The sequence below is a fragment of the Mesorhizobium sp. WSM4307 genome, from assembly GCF_007003945.1.
Taxonomy (GTDB): domain Bacteria; phylum Pseudomonadota; class Alphaproteobacteria; order Rhizobiales; family Rhizobiaceae; genus Mesorhizobium.
The window spans coordinates 382,384-406,067 of sequence record NZ_VFTB01000007.1 but is presented as its reverse complement, the minus strand read 5'-3'; the positions used below and the strand labels follow the sequence as shown (position 1 = coordinate 406,067).

The window sequence follows — 23,684 nt, the reverse complement described above, 5'->3', positions numbered from 1 at the left end:
GACATTGACAAAACAGCTATCCTGCACGCCGTCGACGCGCTTTTCGACCGCGAAAGAGATTTTCTGGTTGAGCTCGTTCGCCACCCCTCAACGCGGGGGCAGGAGCAGTCCGCCCAGGATTTCATCGCACGCGAGCTTGGCAGACTTGGTTATGAGGTCGACCGCTGGCAGATAGACGTCGCTGACATCGCTGGGCTGCCGGGGTTCTCGCCCGTCATCGGCGATTACGACGATGCGGCGAACGTCGTGGGAACCCTGCGCAGTTGCAGCAAGCGCGGGCGCAGCCTCATCCTCAACGGCCATGTCGACGTGGTGCCGACCGGTCCGCTGGAAATGTGGGAACGCGCGCCCTTCGACCCCCATATCGATGGCGACTGGATGGGTGGCCGCGGCGCGGGTGACATGAAGGCTGGGTTGGCCTCGAACCTCTTTGCGATCGAGGCGTTGAAGCATATCGGCCTGCGCCCCGCTGCCGACGTTTTCTTTCAGTCTGTCGTGGAGGAGGAATGCACCGGCAATGGCGCCCTTGCCTGCTTGCAGCGCGGCTATCGCGCAGATGCGGTATTGATTCCGGAACCCTTTGCCGAAAAGCTCGTGTCTTCGCAGGTTGGGGTGATTTGGTTTCAGGTGCGCCTGAAGGGTCTGCCCACCCATGTCGCCTATGCCGCTTCGGGCGCCAACGCCATCGAAGCGGCCATACCCCTGTTCGAGGCGCTGCACCTGTTGGAGCGGCGGATGAACGCACAAGAATGCCGCCATCACGACTATGCAGACCACAGCCATGCGCTCAACCTCAACATCGGCAAGATCGAGGGCGGCGATTGGGCCAGTTCCGTTCCCGCCTGGTGTGTTTTCGATGTGCGCATGGGAGTATTCCCCGGCCAGAACCTCGATGACATGCGCCGCATGATAGAACAGGCCATCTTCGATGCGGCCCGCAACCATCCCTTCCTCGCCAGCAACCGGCCCGAAGTTGTCTACAATGGCTTCGCCGCTGAGGGCTATTCCTTCAAAGATGACCAGAGTGCAGCAGCGCGCGCGGCACTGGCCGCGCTCGACCGCGCCCACAGCTTTGTCGTCGGTAAGCCCCTCGAGCATGAGGCGATCACCGCCACGACCGATGCCCGCTTCTTCGGCCTCTACGCCGACACCCCAGCGCTCGTCTATGGCCCGCGCGCTGAGGCGATCCACGGGTTCAACGAGCGGGTCGATCTCGAATCCGTGCGCCGCATCACCCAATCGACCGCCCTGTTCATCGCCGACTGGTGCGGCCTGGAGGAAGTATAACCCATGCGCGACGCCGTCATTGTGTCCACCGCCCGAACCCCCATTGGGAAGGCCTATCGCGGTGCCTTCAATGCCACGCAAGGGCCTGTCCTCGCGGCCCATGCCGTGCGCGCCGCCTTGACCCGTGCCAGCCTGGAGGGCGGGGAAGTCCAGGATTTTACACTGGGCTGCGCCCTTACTCAGGGCACCAGCGGCATCAATGTCGCCCGTCATACCGTCTTCGCCGCTGGCCTTCCCGACGGAGTGGCCGCCGCAACTATCGACCGGCAATGCGCGTCTGGTTTATCGGCGATTGCAACTGCAGCCAACCAGATCCGCTCCGGCGACTGCGATATCGCTCTGGCGGGCGGGATGGATAGCATCTCGCTGGTACAGAACGACGATTGGAATGGGACGCATTACCGCATCGCCCGTGTGCGCGAGGGCTATTACATGGCCATGCTGGCCACCGCCGATCTGGTTGCGCGCAAATATCGAATCACCCGTGCGGCGCAGGATGAATATGCGCTGGCCAGTCAAAAGCGCACAGCCGCAGCGCAGGAAGCGGGGCGCTTCGCAGACGAGATTGTTCCTTTCGAGACGGAGAAGATCGAAAAGGACCGGGACACCGGCGCGGAAAGGCGCCTCACCGTCGCGCCTTCGCGCGACGAGTGCAACCGGCCTGCCACCAGGCTTTCGGACCTTTCCGGCCTGATTCCTGTCATGGGAGAGCCTTCCACCGTAACCGCGGGCAACTCTTCGCAGCTTTCAGACGGAGCCTCGGCCTGCGTCTTGATGTCGGGTGACGAGGCTTCCCGGCGAGGGCTTGCGCCTCTCGGTCTATTTCGTGGCATGTTGACCGTTGGATGCGCCCCCGAGGAAATGGGCATTGGCCCCGCGCTGGCGATTCCATCGCTGCTCCAGCGCCACGGCATTTCGCTCGACGACATCGACCTCTTCGAGATCAATGAGGCTTTTGCCGCGCAGCTCGTCTATTGCCGCGATCGGCTCGGTCTCGATCCGGAAAAGCTGAATGTCAATGGCGGCGCCATCTCGATTGGCCATCCTTACGGTATGAGCGGTGCACGCCTTGTCGGCCACGCGCTGCTGGAAGGACGCCGGCGTGGCGCGCGCTTGGTGGTGGTGAGCATGTGTGTGGGTTGGGGCATGGGGGCCGCAGCGCTTCTTGAGGTCGCTTCCTGAGTAAAAACTACCTAGCTCGTGGCTCCGCTCCTGACGACGGAAGCAGAAAGGATCATGATGACGTCTGGATTATCATTTCGGATTGCCGAGCGCCAGGATTGCGACGAGATCCTGCTGGCGCTTCAGTTGCTGACTGAGTCCCTCGGCGCTCCTGGACGATTGAAAAGCACCAGGGAAGATATCGAAGCCGCCGGTTTTGGTCCTCGGCGCGAATTTGCCGTAATGCTGGCCGAGGTGGACGGCAAGACAGCCGCCATATGCCTTTACTTCCCGATGTTTTCTCCCTGGAGGGGCAAGCCGGGCCTGTACGTCCAGGACCTGTTCGTCCACGAGGAATTCCGTAGCGCCCGAATCGGTGAAAAGTTGCTGCGCCACGTCGCCCGGGCCGCCAGCAATGACGGTTACCACTTTCTTCACCTGACCGTCGACCATGTCAATCAGGCGGGCGCTCGCTTTTATCTTCGGCATGGATTCGAACCGTCGAACGATGAGACGATCCACAGACTTCATGGCGAGGCATTCGAGAAGTTTTGTCGCAGCGGAAACTAACCGCCACTTTCGAGGCTGCACCAATAGTGTTCTCTGCCATTGTCAAGGTGACCGCCGGATCACTTCCTCCAGTCCGTAAACTCGGCAGGCCTGGCGGGACGTCGCTGCGGGAGTTTGTCAATGCCTTCTCTAACGTCAAGACCTCGGTTTAGGTAAATTTGCTGTGGGCGCGAGAGGGCGGATTTCGAGCAACCGTTAGCGCCGGGCTACGACGAGACGGCGCTGGACAGCGTCTGTTTCATCGAATGCGCCGCCCACCGCAGGGCTGGTGCGAACTGGACTAGGCGCTGGTTGCCCGAGAGTTGACGCGGGAAGGTGTGACACCGACGTACCACGAAAAATCGCGCCGCCCATCGCTTCACCTGAGTCTGCGACCCGTTTGCCTTTTTGGCGGTGGGGAAGCCCGACGTTTCGCAAGGCAGGCGCGGCGATGTAGAGCGCGGCCGACTGCGCGAGGCTAATACAAGCTGGACTGACGACGAAGCTTTCAATCCTGCTCACCTTCAGCACACGATCGGAACCTGATTGCCCGTACGAGATAGCACCTTCTTCTGGAACTGAGCAAAACGATCTAGCAATGCCGTCGTATCGTCGCCGCCCCCCAGTGCTTCGACATCTCGTAGCCATTGCCCGGCGACGCCGAGGTGATCAGCTACGTTGAGCGAGAGGTCCATTTGTACGAAAATGCGGCAAGATCGGTGTGGATAGCGGTGGGCGTAAGTTCCAGCTTCGATGACGGCGTCTCCTACAGGGTGAGTGTTATTGACGACTCACTTTGCCAGAGAGGCGGCCGCTGTTCACTCCCCATGGGATCGTATTCGCATGCATCAATCGAGGTCCAGTGGCCAGATCGGCCGCCTGAGTTTGCTCCAAGGAAACTGCTTGAAATCAAGCGAGCAGATGCCGCCCGCGTCGACATAGATAAGCGCCCGCGCAATCGGCTCGAAATCGACGCGGAAGTGGTTCATCGCCTTGCAGGCGAGGATATTCATGCGCTCCGGCTCAATGCCATACATGCGGAACTGCTCGCGGTCATCGATCTGAGTCGCGTAAGTCACGACGATGATCTGTATGCCGTCAAGATCGAGGCGGAAGCTCGGGCCCATATTAGCCTTGGTGCCAGTCATGTACTTGCCCTTGCGGACATAGATTCCGTCAGAGACGGCGCCCACCGTGCCGGTCAGCCGAATTGGCGAACCACCGAAGCGGGGATCTTTCTTGCCGCCGAGGTCCACCGTAACCGTCGCGCCGACTCCCGCTTTGAGACCAGCGGCGGCGGCGCCCGGATCGGCGATGGTGCCGACCGCAACGCCCTTGATACCGGCTTCAACCAAGGCGAGAACCAGACCGGTGCAATCCCCATGAGCGCCGCCGCCGGGATTGTCGGTGTAGTCGCCAATCAGCAGCGGCCCAGAGCCGGCTGGAGCGACCTTGCGGGCGATGTCGATGGTTTCGTCCATGGGGAGCAGTTGGACTGTTTCGCGGCCACGGCTATCCCAGATAAAATCGGCCAACTGTTCGGCGACCGCTCGATATTCGGGCCGCGCTCCATCGCCGGTGACCAACACTGTGGGTCCGGTGAACGGCACGTCAGCCCAGACGAAGCCGGCGTTTACGCCGATATCGAGCACGCCAGGCGTCTCTGCTTCGGCCTCACGCACGCGTGCCAGCATCTCGACCATTGCCCCATGTCCGGCAATCGTGCGGCCATGGTCGAGCCCGCTCAGAACCGGACGGTTCGCCAGCGTGACGGTTGGCTTGATCTCACCCAGCATCGCTCGCTGCAGCAGTCGGCCGGCACGCTCAGCGGTCTCGTAGGTGTCGGTATGCGGCGTTGTGCGGTACGTGGTGATGATGTTGGCCAGGCGCGCCATGCTTTCGGTTGCGTTTGCATGCAGGTCGAGAGTGACGGCAATGGGTACTGCTTGCCCGACGATGGCCCGTACTTGTCTGAGGATCTCCCCTTCGGCGTCATCGTGACTCTCGGTGACCATGGCGCCGTGCAGCGGCAGTATTACGCCGTGCACCGGCATCGCCCGTTCGAGCGCATGGGTGATGATTCCGAGCATGTGATCGAACGCATGGTCCGTGACCCGGCCGGCGGGCTCCGCGTAGGCCGCAAGCGGATGCACGAGATGCCAGCCAAACTCGTCGGCGAGATCGAGTACCGCACCCCATTCGCTGCGCGTTCCCCGCATCGCCTCGTCTATCGCAGCACCCTCGAGATAGTCGGCGTTCCGAAAATCATCCAGCTTAGTCGGCGCGATGTTAAACGTATGCGACTCATGCATAATAGTTGCGGCGAAAATAGTAAGAGACATATTTGTTGCTTTCCTCTGTCCATGAGCGCTTGCGTTGGGAACTCGTATGTTGGTCAGATTGACTCACCGCCGCTCATAGCGCAAACAGATAAACGTAATCATCACTATAGGCTGAGATAATGCGACCGTACGAAGAGCGTTTTCTCTGGCGCCTGGACTGGAACCTGCTGCGCACCTTCATTGTGGTAGTCGAGCAGGGTGGGGTCACTCGTGCGGCAGAGTTTATGAATCTTAGCCAGCCTACAATCAGCAGCGCGCTGAAACGGCTGGAAGAAACCAGCGAGAAGCGGCTGCTCGATCGCCGGCCGGGGCATTTCGCGCTCACCCCGGCGGGCGAATCCCTGTATCGCGAGAGCCTTATGATCTTTGGCTCGATCTCGCGACTGCCGGGTCTTATGGCGGCGGCGGAGACCGTTGTCACCGGCCATATCGCCATTGCAATGACGAGCCACGTGGTCTGCAAGCATTTCGATGAGGCAATGGCTCACTTCAACACAGCCTATCCAGAGGTGACATATTCGATATCGATTACAGACAGCGCCGAGGTCCTGAGCCGCGTTCGCCAGAATCAGGCGTCGGCAGGCCTCTGCCTGATGCGCGAGAACGATTCTTTGTTGGACGGCCGCACTCTTTTCCGAGAGTTCTTTGGCCTGTTCTGTGGACCGATGCACAGACTATTCGGCCGGTCGGACATCGGTATCGAGGAGATATCCGGCGAACGCTCGGTGTCGTTCCAGACAGAAAGTGAGAATGGTCCGCTTTACCTGGTGCGCCAGTTGCGCGAGCGGGCAAATCTACAACCCGAACCACATGGAATCTCGGCCAATCTGCCTGAGGTGCGGCGCATGATCATCAATGGGATGGGCATTGGAGCGCTGCCGGTGCATGTCGCACGGCGAGACGTCGATGCCAGGCTCCTGTGGCAGGTGCCGCCGAAGGAAAATTTACCAGCAGTGGACGTCCAGTTCGTGGTTAACCCGCGCCGCAGCATGAACCCGGCCGAGACCGCCTTCGTGCGTACGATCCATGAGATGATCGCCCAAACATCACTGGAGGAGCGCACCTATAACTGAGCAGGCTCAGTCAGTGGCCTCGCGGAACCTCATCGCCTCGAGCAGGAACTCGCCGGTGTTGCGAATTTCGTCAATGAGGAAGTCCCGCGCCATAGCGGTCTCGCCGTGTCGCAGAGCGTCAGTGATTTCCTTGTGCCTGTGCGGCGCCCGGCCAACCGAGCTACCTAACAGCGCCCAACGAGCCTCCCAGAACATTGGGCTGCGACGAAGCCACAAACTCTCGATGAAGCTGAGTAACAGGGCCGAACCGGAGGAGCGGTAGAGCTCGAACAGGAAACCGGTATCCGCCTGCCGCACGCCTTTCGGATCAGTCTCGAGGCGGGCTCTTTCATGCTGCAATACGAAAGCGTCAAACCGCTCGAACTGTGCGGGCTTCAGATGCGGCGCAGCAAGCGTCAGCGCCAACGGCTCCAGTTGCAGGCGCATCGCAGTCAGGTCGGAAAACTCGCGCCGGGTCATGCGAGGCACCACGGCCGTCCCTGTTGGCTTGGCGTCCAGCGCGCGCTCGTTGACCAAGCGGCGTAGAGCGGCGCGCACAGGCATCGGGCTCAGCGACAATGCCCCGCAGACGACCCGAATGGAAAGTTTGCTGTCCGGTATGAAATCGCCATCAATAAGAGCGCGGCGAATGAGCTGATAGGCCTCCTCCTCAAGCGCACCTGCCGCTGGCGCCGGCGTGATCGTGTTGCTCCTGTCCATCGCTTGGCGTCCTGCCTTCGGCTCCACTATCGCAGCAACGGAGCCCGTGCGTCGAGAAAATCGCCGACGGCAGTTGTGAACTGCACGAGGTCTCGCTCAGTCGTCGGTAAACTCAGCGCCGTCATGCCGCGACGGGCGATGTAGACCCCCGCGTCAAGCATGTCAAAGAAGAACAGCTCTTTAAGAGCTTCCTCCCTCGGGGTTATGGCGTAAGGGCGAACGACCTGGTCACGGCGAAAGTGGGCCGTGGCGAGTGAGCCGACGCCACAAAACTGCAACGTTGCGCCAGCCCTGCCGGACATTGCGTTGAGCTGCTCGCGCAGGGCTTCTCCTAGGGCAAAAAGGTCGGCGGCCTCTGCGGCGGTAAACACCTCTCCCATTGCGGCGATCCCTGCGGCCATGGACATCACGTTGTTGTTGAAGGTGCCCGCGTGAGGCACCTTGGAGACGAAAATCTCCATGATCTCGTGCCGCCCACCGAAAGCACCGAAGCTCATGCCCCCGCCGATATATTTCCCTAGAGTGGTCATGTCAGGCAGGATACCGAGACGCTCCTGCAGACCGCCTCCCGACATGCGCGAGGTCATCACCTCGTCGAATATCAGGATCGCGCCGACGCCGCGTGCAGCTTCGGCGATGGCAGCCAGGAAGGTAGGCTCGGCAGCAATACAGCCCCCGCTACCCAGCATCGGCTCCACTATGACCGCTGCAAGCTCGCCTGCTGCCGAGCGGATGGCGGCCACGGTGCCGTCGATGTCGTTGTAGTCACATAGCGTCACCGGCAACGGGGCGGTGATCGGGCTGGAACCGGTCGCAGGGTAGTACAGGAGGCTGCCGTGATAGCCGCCGCGAAACGCAATGATGCGATTGCGCCCCGTCACCACCTGCGCGGCGCTGAGCGCGATCAGGTTGGCCTCGGTGCCACTGTTCGTGAAGCGGATCATGTCAATGGACGGAAATCGGCTGCAGAGGATTCTTGCAAATCGCTGCTCGGCCTCCCCCACTGCGGCGAGACTTAGTCCCCGCGCTAAAGCGTCGTGTAGGGCCGCACGAATACGGCTATCGCTGTGACCAAAAAGACCGGCGGTGTATTCCCCACATAAGTCCAGATAGATGTTGTCATCGACGTCCCAAAGACGGCAGCCCTCGCCGCGCGCCATGGCGGTCGGAAAAGGCGCGTAGGCGAGCACACTCCGGGTGTTTCCACCAGGGAGAACTTTTACCGCCTCGCGATGCAGCGCCGCACTCTTGGGGCGCTTTGCAGCGTAGCGCTCTCGGGTTTCGAGCAGGGCGGCGTCGAGGGAGGAATTCTGGTGGGCAGGATTCTCGATCATAAATGATTCCGTGCGAATTGCGAAATTTGAGATCAAGAAAATAGCACATCTGTGATCTCGTCAAGTCCGCATTCTCGCTCGCCGGACCGATGGGAGGATCTGGAAATGCGTTTCTACAAAGACAGCATTTGCCGACAGAGGCGCCAGTTTTCCTCCGACGCCTCCGCGACAGTGTGCCGAAAAGCGACAATGAACGGGCGAGCAAAAAGGAGGTAAACAAGGTGACACGGTAGCGATGTCTGAGGTTTTTGGGGCAGAGACAGACATGGCACAGAGCTAAAAAAACGCGGTGAAAGTGCCTAGCCGCCGTCAAGTGATTTCCACAATGCCGGCAAAGCTCGCCGGTTTCGACGTCGCTGTCGCTGTCGCTAACGCGTCGTGCGCAAAGGCAAAGATCGATTGTGAGATCAATTCACAAGAACGGGATGGTCTTCTTCCCGGATGCATGAAAAAAAGTTTACGCGATCTTAGCTCAGGCTAGCGTTTTGCAAGGCCGCCTTTGACGCGGCCTTGGGCGATTAAGGATGGGCGGTGATTAGCCCGCTATTGCCTTTATGGCGAGGGCGCGGATGCCGCCCTGCCCCAGGACAATCGTCAATATCTCGAAAGGATGATGTGTATGGGGCGCGCCGAAGCACAGTGGCGGCATCTGCCTGACGAATACGGCGGATGGGATGGCGTCTTCCGAGGCAACTGCGATGCTCGAAACTTTAGCCGAATTCGTAGAACGAGACCGAAGCGACGACATGATCGACAGCACCGCTGTGCCTGGATTAGGGTCGCTCACGACAAAGCATCCTACCCCGCCAAGACTGCTGTATTTTCGAGACCTCGGGTACATTCCCCCTCCGGCCGCGCTGGAGCATTCATTCGCTGAACCTATAGTCTCTATTTAAACTAACAATTTGCTGAATAACCAGGGCGCGTATACGAAAACTGCACGTTACAGATCAATCAGCTAATCAACAACGGGGAAACTGATGTCTCATTGCATTTCACGGATTGCTATGCGTTCCGCATTCGTACTTGGGCTAGCATTCGCTGTGACGCTACCTGCGGCTGCCGATGACCTGGCTTCGATCCAGGAAGCCGGCAAACTCAGCGCGGCGATGTCGGGGCAGTATCCGCCTTTCAGCATGATCGACGAGCAGAACCAGCTCGTTGGTTTTGATGTGGACATCGCCAATGCAATTGCCAAGCGGCTCAACGTAAACGCTGTGGCCGTCAGTACGGCTTGGGATGGGATCATTCCAGGTCTCTTGTCAAAAAAGTACGATTCTATTGTCGGTTCTATGGCCATCACCAAAGAGAGGCAGAAAGTTGTTGACTTCGTCGGACCCTACTATCGTGATGGCCGCGGCGTGTTTGTGTTAGATAGTTCAACGACGAAAAGGATGGCTGATCTCAAAGGCAAGACGATCGGCGTAACCCTTGGCGAGACGCATGAGAAATGGGCCCGCGAAACGGGTGGCTGGACGATACGCACCTACAAGGGACTTCCTGAACTTGTGCTCGAGCTAAAGGCCGGGCGCATCGATGCTGTTGTGGTCGACTACATCGCACTGCTGGCCGTGATCAAGCAAACTGGCGACCCAATTCACATGCTCGACACTCCAAATATCGAAGGCGGCAGTGTCGGCATCGGCATAGCGATTCGGAAGGACAATCCCGACCTCAAGGCTGCGATGCAGAAGGCCCTCGACGACATGATGGCCGATGGCACGTATGCGGCCATTGCGACGAAGTGGATCGGACGCGACATTCGTTGATCGCGAATTAAACGCTGGCCGATTGATGACCAGCTTTCAATGGGAGCCCACATTGGACATTGCCCTGGTTGAGAGGGTTCTTCCCTATTTCTTGGAAGCGGCCGGCATGACTGTCGCGATCTCGCTTCTGTCCTTCATTCTGGGGATGATCCTCGCCGCAACGCTGACCGCAATGCGTCTGTCGCCTAGCCGCACTCTACGCTCCATTGGCTCCATCTATGTCAGTATCTTTCGCGGCACCCCATGCCTCGTTCAGCTGTTCTTGCTTTACTTCGGAGGCCCGCAGATCGGCATCAATCTTTCACCCTTCACTGCGGGCTGGATAGGCCTGGGCATAAACATCGCGGCTTATATGGCAGAGTCCATGCGCGGCGCGATCCTGGCCGTCGATAAAGGACAGAGCGAAGCAGCCCGGACCATCGGTTTTGGCCGCATTCGCACCATGTGGCTGGTGATCTTGCCACAATCTGCACGGCTGATGATCCGCCCGCTGGGTGTTAACACGGTGGCCCTGATCAAGGGGTCTTCGTTAGTTTCGGCGATTTCAGTGGTGGATTTAGCCTACACCGCGCAACGCTACATTTCCTCTACGTTCAGGCCGTTCGAGATCTTTGCGGTTGCTGCTCTTCTCTACATGTTGATCATCGTCGCCGTATCAATGCTGGTGCGTCTGGCCGACCGACGCTTTGCGATCGATTGAGGAACATCGATGGAGGGTCTGGATCTTTTCGTTCTGATAGAATATCTGCCCCTTCTGGCAGAGGGGGCATTGTGGACAGCACTCATCTCGATGCTGGCAGGGCTTTTGAGCTTCGGCATGGGCATCGTCTTTGCGGTGGCCCTGCTTTACGCTCCCGCCGGCGTACGCGCTCTAGTCGCTGGCTTTATGTGGCTGTTCATGGGCACGCCCCTGCTCCTGCAACTCTTTCTGATCTATTTCGGACTGGTGCAGATTGGCATCGATATTCCTGCCATCTGGTCAGGGGTGATCGGTCTTGGGCTTCACTATGCGGTCTACAATGCAGATATTTTGCGCGCCGGCATTACGAGTATTGACAAGGGACAAACCGAAGGCGCCCGTTCGCTTGGTTTCGGCCGACTGGGCACCTTGAGCTATGTTGTGGTGCCTCAAGCGGTGCGACTGACCCTGCCTCCTATTGGCAGCAATATGATCGCATTGTTGAAGGAATCGTCGCTGGTGTCCGTAATTGGTGTCGCGGAATTGGTGAACGCGGCCCAGCTCGGTATTTCCTCCACCTTCCGCCCCTCTGAGTTCTATATATTCGTGGCTGTTGTCTACTACCTGCTCAACCTGATTCTCGAAGGCGTGCTGGCGCTGATTGCAAAGCGCGTGGAGGCAACACGATGACAAACATTAACCCCATGGTCGACGTGCGCAATGCACGCAAATCATTTGGCAATTTGGAAGTGCTGAAAGGGATCAATTTTTCGGTCGCTAAAGGGCAGATCATTGCGCTGATCGGCCCTTCCGGTTCCGGTAAATCGACCCTGCTGCGATCGATCAATCAGCTCGAAACGCTGAACGCAGGCGAGGTATGGCTCGACGGCGAGCGGGTCAATCTGGATATCCGAGGCATCGCGTATGAGCGCCATATCAACCTTGTGCGCCAGCGGATGGGAATGGTGTTTCAGCATTTCAATCTATTCCCCCACCTGAGTGTGCTGGAGAACATCAGCCTGGGACCAATCAAGTTGAAGGGCATGGCCAGAGCCGAGGCGCGCGAGCTGGCCTGCGACCTGTTGGCCAAGGTTGGGCTGGTGGACAAGGTGGATGCGTATCCCTCGCGGCTATCTGGTGGGCAGAAGCAGCGCGTGGCAATCGCCAGAGCGCTGGCTATGAAGCCAAAGGTGATGCTCTTCGACGAGGCCACTTCAGCGCTCGATCCCGAACTGGTCGACGAGGTCAACGCGGTGATGAAGCAACTCGCCGCCGAACACATGACTATGCTCATTGTCACCCACGAGATGCGTTTTGCCGCAGAGGTTTCCGACCACGTTATCTTCATGGATGGCGGCCGAGTGGTCGAGGAAGGTTCTCCCGTTCAGCTCTTCCGCAGCCCTCAGCAGGAACGCACTCGACAGTTCTTGCGAAAGCACCTATCCGCCTAAACCTTTGTCGTACCCTTATACGAAATGTCCTCCGTCAATGCCGGAACGGTTCATTTGATAGGTGGCTGTCATTCGAGATCGGTTAACTGCGATCCTGATGGGTCGGCTGAACATCCATGTTCCGCTGAATCGTCTGGTCAGCAACCCGGCCGAACGTTTCAGCAAAATTCCGGCGTGTCGCATCCGAGGCGGTATCCTGGGTGGCGAGTGTCGAGCTCTGTGGAACAGCCATGTCGATCCCCGTCCCGATCAGAGCGATGAGCACGGCTGAGCCGAAGGTTCGGAAATAATGGTTGTTCACCTTGTCGAGGTTCAAGCATCGCTGGCTCTACTTGAACTGCGGACACGGATCGCTCGGGTGGACGCTCTCCATGGCAACTGCGGTGAAATTGGCTGCAGAAATTCCTCGCCTGTCCCGATAGCATCAATGATCATCACCGGCTAAGAATCAAGTGACGGTTACACTCAAGTCTCATGGGCTCATTGAAAAAGTTTTGCCAGCCACAGGCCCCTCGTTCGAAGAGATTTTGGAGTGCCACTGCATCCCCCTCAGCGGCAGCCCGAGCCAAGGGACAGAGAACCACGACAACCATCAAAGCAGGAATTCGCAGCCTATCTGACGTCAGTTGTGTCTTTCGAACTCAACAACGACCACATCGGCGCGACATAAACCGTCACCGAACGGCTCTCGTCGACCGCCCGCAGCGAACGTACTTATGGAACTTTGATTAGTTGCAATGAAAGCAACGGCACAGTGTGGATGTGCACCGGATACCGTATGTGTCATCATGGCGAGCATACGAGTGTGATCGGCATACATGGAAAACCATTCCAACACTGTCGCCCACCTAGACGAGCTTGGTGAGGCGTCGTGTACCGTCAGACAGACGAGCCGCGTTCCACCCTTCGCAAACGGATATCCGACGGGGTTTATCGCCTTGGTGCTAGCAAGCGCAGTCAACGAGGGCTGCTGCCCTTGCGTTACCAACCGAGGGTGTCGCATTTGACGCCATTTTCTGCGAGTGCAGAACCCTAAAACCGCATCCTGGCCTGATGTTGACGGGCCGACAATTATCGTAGAAAACCAATCTAAATCGGTTCAGCTCCTTCCGCAGCGGAACTCAGCCCAGCCAGATTAGGAATCATGGACCGTCAGAAAAAGCCGACCAGGCAACGCAGATCTGGAGGCAAGGGCAACAACGTCAAGGCGGACCTGATCGCCGTCGTCGTCGCGATGAACAACAGCGTTCCTTGCGTTCTCACCATCCCGCAGGCAAACGCTTTGCCGTCAGGTCCGTTCGAACTCGCTCACCGTTCGCTGCAGTCCGGCCTCAGGGGATGGGTCGAACAACAGACCGGCTACCCGCTCGGCTATATCGAACAGCTCTACACCTTCGCCGATCGCGACCGGATTGGCGCCGAGGAACGCGTAATCTCGATCAGTTATCTCGCGCTCACGCAAGCCGACGATGCGGGCGCCGCAGCCAGGCGATCCTGGGCAAGCTGGTACGACTATTTTCCATGGGAGGATCATCGCTCCGGCGCGCCGGCGGCAGTGCTGGAACATCTGCTGCCACGCCTCAGGGAATGGGCGGATAGCGCTGACGAGAAGGCCATGCGGCTCGATCGCCGGCGTCGCACGGCTGTCGCCTTCGGCTTCGACGGCCGGTCATGGAACGAAGAGTTCGCGCTGCAGCGCTATGAGCTTCTCTACGAGGCAGCGCTTGTGGAGGAAGCGATACGCGGTAGACCTTCAGCCGCACTTACTCCGGTAGCGGGCAAATCGATGATCGCCGATCACCGCCGCATCCTGGCAACGGCTATTGCGCGGCTGCGCTCCAAGATCAAATACCGGCCCGTCGTGTTCGAGCTGATGCCGCCGCTCTTCACGCTCTTGCAGCTCCAGCGAACCGTTGAAGCGCTTTCCGGGAGGCTCATCAACAAACCAAACTTTCGCCGGCTCATAGAGCAGCAGGAACTGGTGGAGAAAACCGGGGAGACGACCACTGAGACCGGCGGCCGACCGGCGCAGCTCTACTGCTTCCGCCACGACATTCTCGATGAGAGGCCAGTCGCTGGGACAAAATTGCCGCTTATGCGGGCTTGACATCTCTTATAGTCACAACGGATATATAGGTCTTATATTCTTGTAGACTATAACTGGAGGCTCGATGAGCGCCATCCTGCCTTCAGGCGCGTCGCTGTACGACCGCGTTCGCCACTTTGTCCCCCCGATCGAATGGCCGGTTTTTGCCGAGGACATCGAGGCCATTCTCGACCTCAAGAAGCAGCGCAACGCCGTCATCCTGGCGCACAACTATCAAACGCCAGAGATATTCCACTGCGTTGCCGACATCGTCGGCGACAGCCTGGCGCTGGCCCGCAAGGCAATGTCGACCGAAGCCGACGTCATCGTGCTTGCCGGCGTGCATTTCATGGCGGAGACGGCGAAGCTGCTCAATCCGCAAAAGACGGTGCTCATTCCCAACCTGCGCGCTGGCTGTTCGCTGGCCGACTCGATTACCGCCGAGGATATCCGGCTGCTGCGGCAACGCTATCCGGGCGTGCCTGTCGTCACCTATGTCAATACGTCGGCCGAGGTGAAAGCCGAGTCCGACATCTGCTGTACCTCAGGCAACGCGAAGGCCATCGTCGAGTCGCTTGGTGTTCCCCAGGTGATCATGCTGCCGGACGAGTATCTGGCGAAGAATATCGCCGCCCAGACCGATGTGAAGATCATCGCCTGGAACGGGCATTGCGAGGTGCATGAGCGCTTCACGCCGGCCGATATCAGGGAGTTGCGCGAAAGCCATCCCGGTGTGATCGTGCTCGCACATCCCGAATGCCCGCCAGACGTGGTGTCTGAAGCCGATTTTTCCGGGTCGACCGCTGCCATGTCCGACTATGTCGGACGACAAAAACCGCCTCGCGTCGTGCTGCTGACGGAATGCTCGATGAGCGACAATGTCGCGATCGAGCATCCCGAGCTCGAGTTCATCCGGCCCTGCAATTTGTGCCCGCACATGAAGCGGATAACGCTCGCCAACATCCGCGAGGCTCTGGAACAAAACCGGCATGTCGTGAGCATCGATCCCGAGATCGCCGGCCGGGCACGGCTCGCCGTCGAGCGGATGCTGGCCGTATGAACGCGGACGTCCGCAGCTTCTTCGGTCGGCCTATTGTCATCGGCGGCGGCATTGCCGGGCTGATGACGGCGCTTCACCTGGCGCCCGAGCCGGTGCTTCTCCTGTCCAGGACGCCGCTGGGAGCCGACGCTTCGAGCACGTGGGCACAGGGCGGCCTGGCTGCCAGCCTCGGCGATGACGACAATCCGGCGCTGCACCTGGCCGACACGCTCGCCGCCGGCGATGGGCTGTGCGACGCGGACATGGCAAGTCGCATCCTGCACGCGGCGCCCGGCGCGATTGAAACGCTGGAGGGCTTTGGGGTCCGTTTCGACCGCACGCCGGCAGGGAAAATACGCCTTGGGCTGGAGGCCGCGCATGGCCGACGGCGCATCGTTCATGCCGGCGACGACGGGAGCGGACGCGAGATCATGAGTGCCCTTGTCGCGGCCGTGCGTTCCACTCGCTCGATCGTGGTCGTGGAAGGCGTGGAGGCGCGACGGCTGGCCGTGGACGAGAATGCTGTGCGGGGCGTCTGGGCAAGCTCTTCAATGGGTCCCGTGTTCTTCGGTACGGGACGGGTCGTTCTCGCGACCGGCGGGATTGGCGGGCTGTTTTTCGACACAACCAATCCGTTGGGCAGTTGCGGACAGGGCCTGGCACTTGCAGCCCGCGCGGGTGCTGTCCTTGCCGATCTCGAATTCATCCAGTTCCACCCGACAGCGCTCGACGGGCCGGACCGTCCGCTGCAACTCATCAGTGAAGCGGTTCGCGGTGAAGGCGCTGAGATCGTCGATGAAACAGGCCACCGCTTCCTTGAAGGATTACAAGGTGCGGAACTCGCGCCGCGCGACGTTGTAGCGCGAGCGATCTGGAAACATCTTTCGAAAGGCCACCGCGTCTTTCTCGATGCGCGGGAAAAACCCGGCACGGCGTTCGCGCGGCAGTTTCCGACGATCGCCGCAGCCTGCCGCGATGTCGGCATCGATCCGGCACATGACCTCATTCCCATCCGCCCCGCCCAGCACTACCACATGGGTGGTGTTGCCGTGGATGGCGCCGGTCGCACTTCTGTTTCAGGCCTTTGGGCTTGCGGCGAAGTCGCCTCGACGGGGTTACACGGCGCCAACCGGCTTGCCAGCAACTCGCTGACCGAAGCCGTGGTGTGCGCGCGCTGGGTCGCCGAAAGCCTGGCAGGAACCCCTGTCTTGCGAACAAGGCCGGCGACTGCAAACGATTATCCTTCGCCCGATCCGAGGGCCGTGCGGCCTCTCCTGTCGCGCGCGCTCGCCATCGTGCGGGACGGCGAGGTCTTGAAATCAACCGCACGCGCTTTATTGCCGCTCGCCGAGGCCAATGACGCGGCATCGGATCCGGCGGCTGTCGGGCTGATGATGACGGTCGCCGCTTTGTCGCGAGAAGAAAGCCGTGGCGCCCACTACCGCCCCGACTTTCCCCATCGTGAAGCCATTGCCAGACGTAGCGAACTCACTCTCGCCGATGCCTTGGCGGCAGCGCGGGAACTCGCAGACGTCCCGAGCCTCGAGGGGGTCAGGTGATGAAGCTCGCACCACTTCCCACGGTCATGCTGGAGCCTCTTGTCCGGGCAGCTCTTCTGGAAGACCTTGGCAGAGCCGGCGACGTGACCACGGACGCAGTCGTGCCGAAAGAACAACATGCGAGGACCGTGCTGGCGGCGCGCCAGTCGGGAGTTGTTGCCGGCCTCGATCTGGCGATCCTTGCTTTCCGGCTGATCGATCCTGACGTCGAAATCTCCGTGGAGCGAGCAGACGGTAGCGAAGTCTCGCAAGGAGAGGTCATTGCAACGGTGAGCGGTCCCGCCCGGGCCATTCTCACAGCCGAACGGACGGCACTCAATTTTCTGTGCCATTTGAGCGGTGTCGCCACGGCAACCGCATCGATCGTCACCGCGGTTCGCGGACATGGCGCGAAAATCGTCTGCACGCGCAAGACTACGCCCGGATTGCGGGCGCTGGAAAAATACGCCGTGCGCGCAGGAGGTGGCGCCAATCACCGCTTCGGCCTCGACGACGCCATCCTGATCAAGGACAACCACGTTGCCATGGCCGGCGGAATTCGACCTGCCATTGAGCGGGCGCGCATGAGCGTCGGCCACCTTGTGAAGATCGAAGTCGAAGTCGATACGCTGGCCCAGCTGGAAGAGGCCCTAGCGCTTGCCCCTGACGCCATCCTGCTCGACAACATGTCGGTTGCCGAATTGCGGCAGGCGGTGGCGATGGTCGCCGGCCGGGCGATCACCGAAGCATCGGGCAGTATCACCGCCGCAACTGCGCCAGCCATCGCCGCCACCGGCATCGATCTGATCTCCATCGGCTGGCTGACCCACAGCGCGCCGATCCTGGATATCGGACTTGATTACCGGGACTCATGATCGACTGACAAACGGACGGCAGCGGGCTGATAAGCCTTCCAGTCGCCGTCAATCCGCCGGCAAAGAAGCCGTAACGCCGGAACCAAGGGAACAGGACAGGAATGTACGCATCGAATTCGACGAAGACATTGCCACAGGCTCAAGCCACAGACACAGGGATGTGGACCCTGGAGAAGGCTCGGGCGCTTCACGATGCTCCGTTCAACAATCTGCTGTTCCTCGCTCAAACCGTCCACCGCGAGAATTTCGATCCCAACAAGGTCCAGCTCAGTCGCCTTCTCAGCATCAAGACGGGCGGCTGCCCTGAAGATTGCGGCTATTGCAGCCAGTCGGCGCATCACGAAACCGGCCTGAAGGCATCGAAGCTGATGGAGGTCAGGCGCGTCATCGCCGAGGCGACCAAGGCACGTGACGCCGGCGCCACCCGCTACTGCATGGGGGCTGCCTGGCGAAACCCCAAGCCGCGCGACATGGATGCAGTGGTGGCGATGGTCGAAGGCGTCAAGGCGCTCGGCATGGAGACCTGCATGACCCTCGGCATGCTCGATCTTGAGCAGGCCGCTCGGCTGAAGCAGGCGGGTCTCGACTACTATAATCACAACATCGATACCTCGGAACGCTACTACAGCGAGATCATCAGCACGCGCAGCTTTGCCGACCGGCTCGATACGCTCGAACAGGTTCGCCAATCCGGCATCAAGGTCTGCTGCGGCGGGATTGTCGGCATGGGCGAAGAGCCGGTGGACCGGATCGACATGCTGGTGACGCTGGCCAATCTGCCGGAGCACCCCGAAAGCGTTCCGATCAACATGCTGATCCCGATACCCGGCACCCCGCTTGCCGAAGCCAGGCCGATCGAGCCGATCGAATTCGTGCGCGTCATAGCACTGGCCCGCATCATGATGCCGAAATCGCATGTGCGCCTTTCCGCCGGCCGCACCGCCATGACCGACGAGATGCAGGCGCTGTGCTTCTTTGCCGGCGCCAACTCGATCTTCGTCGGCGACACGCTGCTGACGGCGGATAATCCCGGCGAAGACAAGGATAGCCTTCTCTTCCGCCGCCTCGGCATCGAGCCGATGGCAGTCGAGACGCAATGAACGGGACACCGCTTGCCCGCTACGAGGGAACCTTGCAGGGACTGGCGCGCAGGGACCGGCTACGCACACTTGCGCCGCGCGCCGGGCTCGACTTTTCGTCGAACGACTATCTCGGGCTTGCAGGCTCCAAAAGGCTGGGCGAGGCGGTTGCGGCGGCGATTGCGCGGGGCACGCCGGTGGGCGCCACCGGGTCGCGGCTGTTGCGTGGCAATGCGCCGGAACACGAGCAACTGGAGGCGGACGCAGCGGCGTTCTTCGGAACCGAGCGCGCGCTGTTCTTCGGCAGCGGCTACATCGCCAACTTCGCTCTCCTGACTGCCCTGCCGCAGAAGGGAGACCTGCTGATCCTGGACGAAATCGCCCATGCCAGCATGCATGAGGGCGCGCGGGCAGGACGCGCCAAGTTCAAGCTGGCCGCGCACAACAACGTCGGTGCTTTCGAGGATGCGATCACGCGCTGGCGCGCCGAAGGTGGCCTGGGCCGTGTCTGGATCGCCGTCGAAAGCCTCTACAGCATGGATGGCGACCACGCGCCTCTTGCGAGCCTGATGGCGCTTGCCGATCGGCACGAGGCATTCATGGTCGTCGACGAAGCGCATGCCACCGGCGTCTGGGGACCGGCTGGCCGGGGGCTGGCCGCCACATTCGAGGGCCGCGACAACATCGTGGCACTCCACACATGCGGTAAGGCGCTTGGAGCCTCCGGCGCACTCGTCACCGGACCGCGAACGCTGTGCGACTATCTCGTCAACCGCTGCCGGCCATTTATCTACGCCACCGCGCCATCGCCGCTGATGGCCGTCGCAGCGCGCGAAGCGCTCGCCACGCTGTCCGACGAGCCGATGCGCCGCGTTCGGCTGCAGGAACGCGTTGCCTTGGCGGGCAGGCAGTTAGCCGAGCGGTGTGGCGTGACGCCCAGCGGCTCGCAGATCCAGCCATTCCTCATCGGCGACGTCGGGCGCACCATGGTGGTGGCGGCGGGACTGCAGACACGCGGCTTTGACATCCGCGGCATTCGTCCGCCGACGGTGCCGGAGGGCACGTCGCGCCTGCGCATTTCGCTGACGCTCAACGTCGACGACGCCGACATTTCTGCCATGGTCGAGGCGCTCGTTGAGGTGTTGGCCCAAACATGACCGGAGGCGGCATGACCCAACGCATCGTCATCACCGGAACCGACACCGGAATTGGCAAGACCGTGTTTGCGGCCGGGCTCGCCGGCCTGCTCGACGGTTTCTACTGGAAGCCGGTGCAATCGGGCCTCGACGGCGAGACCGACAGCGAGGTCGTTGCCCGGCTTACCGGCTTGCCCTTAGAGCGCGTGCTGCCGGAAGCCTACCGCTTGAAGAGCCCGCTGTCGCCGCATCGTTCGGCCGAGATCGACGGCGTCGCGATCAAGGCTGCCGATCTTACTTTTCCCGTCCTGCCGACGCCGCTCGTCATCGAGGGCGCGGGCGGGCTGATGGTGCCGCTTAACCGGCACACAAGGTTCATCGACATCTTCGCTGAGTGGCGGCTGCCGGTCATTTTGTGCGCCCGCACCACGCTCGGCACCATCAACCACACGCTGCTGTCGATCGAGGCCCTGCGGGCGCGCTCCATCCCGCTGGCAGGAATCGCTTTCATCGGCGATGAGATGGCCGACACGCAACGGACAATCGTGGAAATTGGCGGTGTACCGCAGCTCGGCAGGCTTCCGCTGCTCGATCCGCTGACGGGCAAAACGCTGAGAGACGCGATGATTGCCGGCTTCGACCTCGCTTTGATTGCCGGAGGGCAATGATGCCGCAGTCCCGAGTTTGGCACCCCTTCACCCAGCACGCGCTCGAGCATTCGATCCCCGAAATCGTCCGGACCGAAGGCGCCTATCTCCACAAGGCCGACGGCGCGCGCATCCTGGACGCCATTTCCTCCTGGTGGGTCGTCACCCATGGCCACCGCCATCCCCGCATCATGAAGGCGATCGAGACGACCGCGTCGAGCCTCGATCAGATCATCTTCGCCGGCTTCACCCACGAGCCGGCCGAACGCCTGGCCAAGGCGCTTGTCGGCCTCGCTCCCGCCGGCCTCGACTGGGTGTTCTATTCCGACAGCGGTTCGACCTCGGTCGAAGTCGCGCTGAAGATGGCGCTCGGTTACTTCCGCAACATCGGCGCACTGCGTTCGCGCATCGTCGTCATGGAGCACAGCTATCATGGCGACACGATCGGCACGATGAGCGTCGGCGCTCGCGGTGTGTTCAACGCCGCCTACGAACCCTTGCTGTTCGAGGTCGACACCATCCCCTTCCCGGCCGCGGGACGCGAACAAGAGACGCTGGATCGTTTTGAGGCCGTCAGCCGCGACCGGCGCGCCGCCGCGCTGATCGTCGAGCCGCTGGTGCTCGGCGCCGGCGGCATGCTGATGTATCCTGCATCGGTTCTGACCGAATTGAAGAAGATTGCCGAAGCCTCCGGCACGCTGCTGATCGCCGACGAGGTAATGACCGGCTGGGGGCGCACCGGAACCATGTTCGCCTGCGAGCAGGCGTCGATTTCTCCAGATATCCTGTGCACCTCGAAAGGCTTGACCGGCGGCATCATCCCGCTGGCCGCAACGCTTGCCACCGATGCGATCTTCCAGGCTCATTATTCCGAGGACCGCACGAAGACGTTCTTCCACTCCAGTTCCTACACCGCCAATCCGATTGCCTGCGCGGCAGCACTTGCCAATGTTGAGATCTGGCGTGACGAGCCGGTGGCCGAGCGTATCGCGGCCCTGAGCGTGAGACAGGCCGCCGGGCTTCGGCGCTTTGGCGACAATCCCTACCTCGCCGACAGCCGGGCGACCGGCACGATCGCGGCCCTCGATCTGCGCACCGGCTCTGCCGGCTATCTGGCCGAGATCGGACCGAAATTGCGCGCCTTCTTCCTCGAGCGCGGCCTTCTCGTGCGCCCGCTCGGCAATGTCCTCTATCTTCTGCCGCCCTATTGCATCACCGGCGAGGAACTGGACGGGCTCTATGACGCCATCGAGGAGGCCGGCGAACGCTTCGGCTTAAAGCCATGAGGAGATCGTCGCGCCTTCTCGGCTTTGGTCATCATGCGCCGTCGCGCAAGGTGGAGAATCCGGAAATCGAAGACCGTCTCGGGCTCGAACCCGGCTGGATCGAGCGGCGGACCGGGATACGCTCGCGCTTCTGGGCAAACGACGAAGACACGCTGTCGGGCCTTGCCGCGCATGCCGGTGACATGGCGCTGGCGAGCGCCGGCATCGACCGTGGCGACATCGGTCTTTTGTTGCTCGCCACCTCGACACCCGACCACCTGCTGCCGCCCAGCGCGCCGCTGGTCGCCCACCGGCTTGGGCTGGGGCGTGCGGGCGCGGTCGACCTGACCGGCGCCTGCGCCGGCTTCATCTATGCGCTGATGTTCGCCGACGGCTTCACCCGCCTGCATGGCAAGGCGGCCCTTGTGATTGCCGCCAACATCCTCAGCCGCCGCATCAACCCGGCCGAGCGCGCCAGCGCCGTGCTGTTTGCCGATGCCGCCGGCGCCTTGGTGATTGGTCCCTGCAATGACCCGGACCGGGGCATTCTCGGCGCATCGGTGGATTCCGACGGCTCTCGCTACGGGCTGATCCAGATTCCCGCCGGCGGAAGCAACACGCCGTTTCACAGCGACCTAGACCTGAGGCAGACCCGGATGACGATCACCGACGGCCGTGAAGTGTTCGGCAAGGCCGTCGAGATGATGACCGCCTGCTCGAGAGGTGCGCTCACTGCAGCCCAAATGCGGCCGCAGGATATCGGGCGGTTTGTGCCGCACCAAGCTAATGCCCGTATTTTCGATGGGGTCGGGCGCAACCTCGGCATTGCCGATCACGCGATCGTCAAGACGATCGCCGAATATGGCAACTCTTCCGCCGCAACGATCCCGCTCTCGCTCTCGCTCGCCCATCGCACGGAGCCCTTTCGGCCGGGCGAGAGAATACTTCTGGCGGCAGCGGGTGCGGGCCTCAGCGGCGGCGCGCTCGTCGTCGGAATTTAGCCGAATAACTGGCTGCTCCGAGGGTGGCAGGATTCATGATGGAAAGGACAACAGACCATGCGAAAACTAGTCGCCGGCAAGCTGCACGGCATCTACGTCACCGAAGCGAACCTCAACTACCACGGTTCGATAACGCTCGACCCAGATCATTGCGAAGAAGCAGGGATCCTGCCCATGGAATTCGTGGAGATATGGAACAAGAATTCCGGTGCGCGGATTTCGACCTATGTCATCCTCGGTGAGCGCGGCTCACGATGCTGTATTCTAAACGGAGCAGCCGCCCGCACTTGCCAGCCCGACGACCAGATCATTGTCTGCAACTCCATTTATCTGGACGAAGCGCACATTACCTCACTGAAGCCGCTGATTGTCACGTTCGACCAGGACAACAATATACTCGATCGCCTAAGCTACTCCGTCGATCTCGACGCCGATGGCCGCTACACCTTCTCCATCCTTGACGAGACTGATCAGGCTTTGGCCATTCCTGCGCTGGTCTCCGGGGCGTGACACCCGCCGCACATGTGACATCAGTGTTCGTCAATTGGTGGCCTGCTCGCAAGGCCGAGCCTGGCGCGTTGGTCATCGGCAAAATGTTCGGCGGGCGACTGCGTCTTGAACCGATGAACTGTCAGTTCGCCGTCCTCCATAATATGAACCACCCATCCCCCACC

The 23,684-nt window shown here is 60.9% G+C and carries 22 protein-coding genes and 1 pseudogene; 18 read left to right on the top strand and 5 right to left on the bottom strand.

Annotated elements, in window-relative coordinates; all coding sequences use genetic code 11:
• Window positions 1-3 precede the first annotated feature (3 nt).
• The 3 genes from FJV83_RS19450 to FJV83_RS19440 are packed head-to-tail and all read left to right on the top strand — an operon-like array spanning window position 4 to window position 3,018.
• Window positions 4-1,287 (top strand): ArgE/DapE family deacylase, encoded by a 1,284-nt coding sequence (locus tag FJV83_RS19450; RefSeq protein WP_095774293.1) that lies wholly within the window; start codon window positions 4-6, stop codon window positions 1,285-1,287.
• A gap of 3 nt (window positions 1,288-1,290) precedes the next feature.
• Window positions 1,291-2,469 (top strand): acetyl-CoA C-acyltransferase, encoded by a 1,179-nt coding sequence (locus tag FJV83_RS19445; RefSeq protein ID WP_095774249.1) that lies wholly within the window; start codon window positions 1,291-1,293, stop codon window positions 2,467-2,469.
• A gap of 54 nt (window positions 2,470-2,523) precedes the next feature.
• On the top strand, window positions 2,524-3,018 hold the full coding sequence (locus tag FJV83_RS19440) for a GNAT family N-acetyltransferase (RefSeq protein WP_348628971.1): 495 nt from the start codon (window positions 2,524-2,526) through the stop codon (window positions 3,016-3,018).
• Between the two features lie 503 nt (window positions 3,019-3,521).
• Here the strand turns inward: FJV83_RS19440 and FJV83_RS36475 are convergent.
• The gene (locus FJV83_RS36475) at window positions 3,522-3,692 is read right to left on the bottom strand and encodes a hypothetical protein (protein ID WP_179296493.1); all 171 of its coding nucleotides are present in this window, start codon (window positions 3,690-3,692) and stop codon (window positions 3,522-3,524) included.
• A gap of 153 nt (window positions 3,693-3,845) precedes the next feature.
• The gene (locus tag FJV83_RS19435; RefSeq protein ID WP_095774248.1) at window positions 3,846-5,339 is read right to left on the bottom strand and encodes a M81 family metallopeptidase; all 1,494 of its coding nucleotides are present in this window, start codon (window positions 5,337-5,339) and stop codon (window positions 3,846-3,848) included.
• Between the two features lie 119 nt (window positions 5,340-5,458).
• Here FJV83_RS19435 and FJV83_RS19430 point away from each other — a divergent pair, with 119 nt between their 5' ends.
• The gene (locus FJV83_RS19430; RefSeq protein ID WP_095774247.1) at window positions 5,459-6,412 is read left to right on the top strand and encodes a LysR family transcriptional regulator; all 954 of its coding nucleotides are present in this window, start codon (window positions 5,459-5,461) and stop codon (window positions 6,410-6,412) included.
• 6 nt (window positions 6,413-6,418) lie between these two features.
• Here the strand turns inward: FJV83_RS19430 and FJV83_RS19425 are convergent, their stop codons facing one another.
• A complete protein-coding gene (locus FJV83_RS19425) occupies window positions 6,419-7,111 on the bottom strand; it encodes a GntR family transcriptional regulator (protein WP_095774291.1) in 693 nt (230 codons plus the stop codon).
• A gap of 26 nt (window positions 7,112-7,137) precedes the next feature.
• A complete protein-coding gene (locus FJV83_RS19420) occupies window positions 7,138-8,445 on the bottom strand; it encodes an aminotransferase class III-fold pyridoxal phosphate-dependent enzyme (protein ID WP_095774246.1) in 1,308 nt (435 codons plus the stop codon).
• 1,007 nt (window positions 8,446-9,452) lie between these two features.
• On the opposite strand from FJV83_RS19420, the gene FJV83_RS19410 reads away from it, so the two are divergent.
• Genes FJV83_RS19410 through FJV83_RS19395 form a run of 4 tightly spaced genes read left to right on the top strand, consistent with a single transcriptional unit; the run spans window position 9,453 to window position 12,344 of the window.
• A complete protein-coding gene (locus FJV83_RS19410) occupies window positions 9,453-10,214 on the top strand; it encodes a transporter substrate-binding domain-containing protein (RefSeq protein ID WP_245433480.1) in 762 nt (253 codons plus the stop codon).
• A gap of 52 nt (window positions 10,215-10,266) precedes the next feature.
• The gene (locus FJV83_RS19405; protein WP_095774290.1) at window positions 10,267-10,914 is read left to right on the top strand and encodes an amino acid ABC transporter permease; all 648 of its coding nucleotides are present in this window, start codon (window positions 10,267-10,269) and stop codon (window positions 10,912-10,914) included.
• Window positions 10,915-10,923: 9 nt separating this feature from the next.
• Complete coding sequence (locus tag FJV83_RS19400; protein WP_095774244.1) at window positions 10,924-11,583, top strand: amino acid ABC transporter permease; 660 nt, start codon at window positions 10,924-10,926, stop codon at window positions 11,581-11,583.
• Complete coding sequence (locus FJV83_RS19395; protein ID WP_095774243.1) at window positions 11,580-12,344, top strand: amino acid ABC transporter ATP-binding protein; 765 nt, start codon at window positions 11,580-11,582, stop codon at window positions 12,342-12,344. Before FJV83_RS19400 ends, FJV83_RS19395 begins: the two co-directional genes overlap by 4 nt.
• A 100-nt stretch (window positions 12,345-12,444) precedes the next feature.
• Here the strand turns inward: FJV83_RS19395 and FJV83_RS19390 are convergent.
• Window positions 12,445-12,651 (bottom strand): annotated as a pseudogene (locus FJV83_RS19390) (TrbI/VirB10 family protein); the annotation flags it as partial.
• Window positions 12,652-13,488: 837 nt separating this feature from the next.
• Here FJV83_RS19390 and FJV83_RS19385 point away from each other — a divergent pair.
• The 10 genes from FJV83_RS19385 to panD all read left to right on the top strand — a co-directional run bounded on the left by FJV83_RS19385 (window position 13,489) and on the right by panD (window position 23,520).
• Complete coding sequence (locus FJV83_RS19385; RefSeq protein ID WP_095774242.1) at window positions 13,489-14,451, top strand: hypothetical protein; 963 nt, start codon at window positions 13,489-13,491, stop codon at window positions 14,449-14,451.
• Window positions 14,452-14,515: 64 nt separating this feature from the next.
• Window positions 14,516-15,490: a quinolinate synthase NadA gene (nadA, locus tag FJV83_RS19380; protein ID WP_095774241.1), complete on the top strand. Its 975-nt coding sequence runs from the start codon at window positions 14,516-14,518 to the stop codon at window positions 15,488-15,490.
• Window positions 15,487-17,028 (top strand): L-aspartate oxidase, encoded by a 1,542-nt coding sequence (locus tag FJV83_RS19375; RefSeq protein ID WP_095774240.1) that lies wholly within the window; start codon window positions 15,487-15,489, stop codon window positions 17,026-17,028. The genes nadA and FJV83_RS19375 overlap by 4 nt, the downstream gene beginning before the upstream one ends.
• A complete protein-coding gene (gene nadC, locus FJV83_RS19370; protein WP_095774239.1) occupies window positions 17,028-17,882 on the top strand; it encodes a carboxylating nicotinate-nucleotide diphosphorylase in 855 nt (284 codons plus the stop codon). Before FJV83_RS19375 ends, nadC begins: the two co-directional genes overlap by 1 nt.
• A 158-nt stretch (window positions 17,883-18,040) precedes the next feature.
• On the top strand, window positions 18,041-18,982 hold the full coding sequence (gene bioB / locus FJV83_RS19365; protein WP_245318196.1) for a biotin synthase BioB: 942 nt from the start codon (window positions 18,041-18,043) through the stop codon (window positions 18,980-18,982).
• The gene (locus FJV83_RS19360; RefSeq protein WP_095774237.1) at window positions 18,979-20,118 is read left to right on the top strand and encodes an 8-amino-7-oxononanoate synthase; all 1,140 of its coding nucleotides are present in this window, start codon (window positions 18,979-18,981) and stop codon (window positions 20,116-20,118) included. Before bioB ends, FJV83_RS19360 begins: the two co-directional genes overlap by 4 nt.
• 11 nt (window positions 20,119-20,129) lie before the next feature.
• On the top strand, window positions 20,130-20,765 hold the full coding sequence (gene bioD / locus FJV83_RS19355; protein ID WP_095774289.1) for a dethiobiotin synthase: 636 nt from the start codon (window positions 20,130-20,132) through the stop codon (window positions 20,763-20,765).
• Window positions 20,765-22,030, top strand: a complete 1,266-nt coding sequence (locus tag FJV83_RS19350; protein WP_142886620.1) for an adenosylmethionine--8-amino-7-oxononanoate transaminase — start codon at window positions 20,765-20,767, stop codon at window positions 22,028-22,030. The genes bioD and FJV83_RS19350 overlap by 1 nt, the downstream gene beginning before the upstream one ends.
• The gene (locus FJV83_RS19345) at window positions 22,027-23,010 is read left to right on the top strand and encodes a beta-ketoacyl-ACP synthase III (RefSeq protein WP_095774236.1); all 984 of its coding nucleotides are present in this window, start codon (window positions 22,027-22,029) and stop codon (window positions 23,008-23,010) included. Before FJV83_RS19350 ends, FJV83_RS19345 begins: the two co-directional genes overlap by 4 nt.
• Before the next feature lie 57 nt (window positions 23,011-23,067).
• Complete coding sequence (gene panD, locus FJV83_RS19340; protein WP_095774235.1) at window positions 23,068-23,520, top strand: aspartate 1-decarboxylase; 453 nt, start codon at window positions 23,068-23,070, stop codon at window positions 23,518-23,520.
• Window positions 23,521-23,684: the final 164 nt, after the last annotated feature.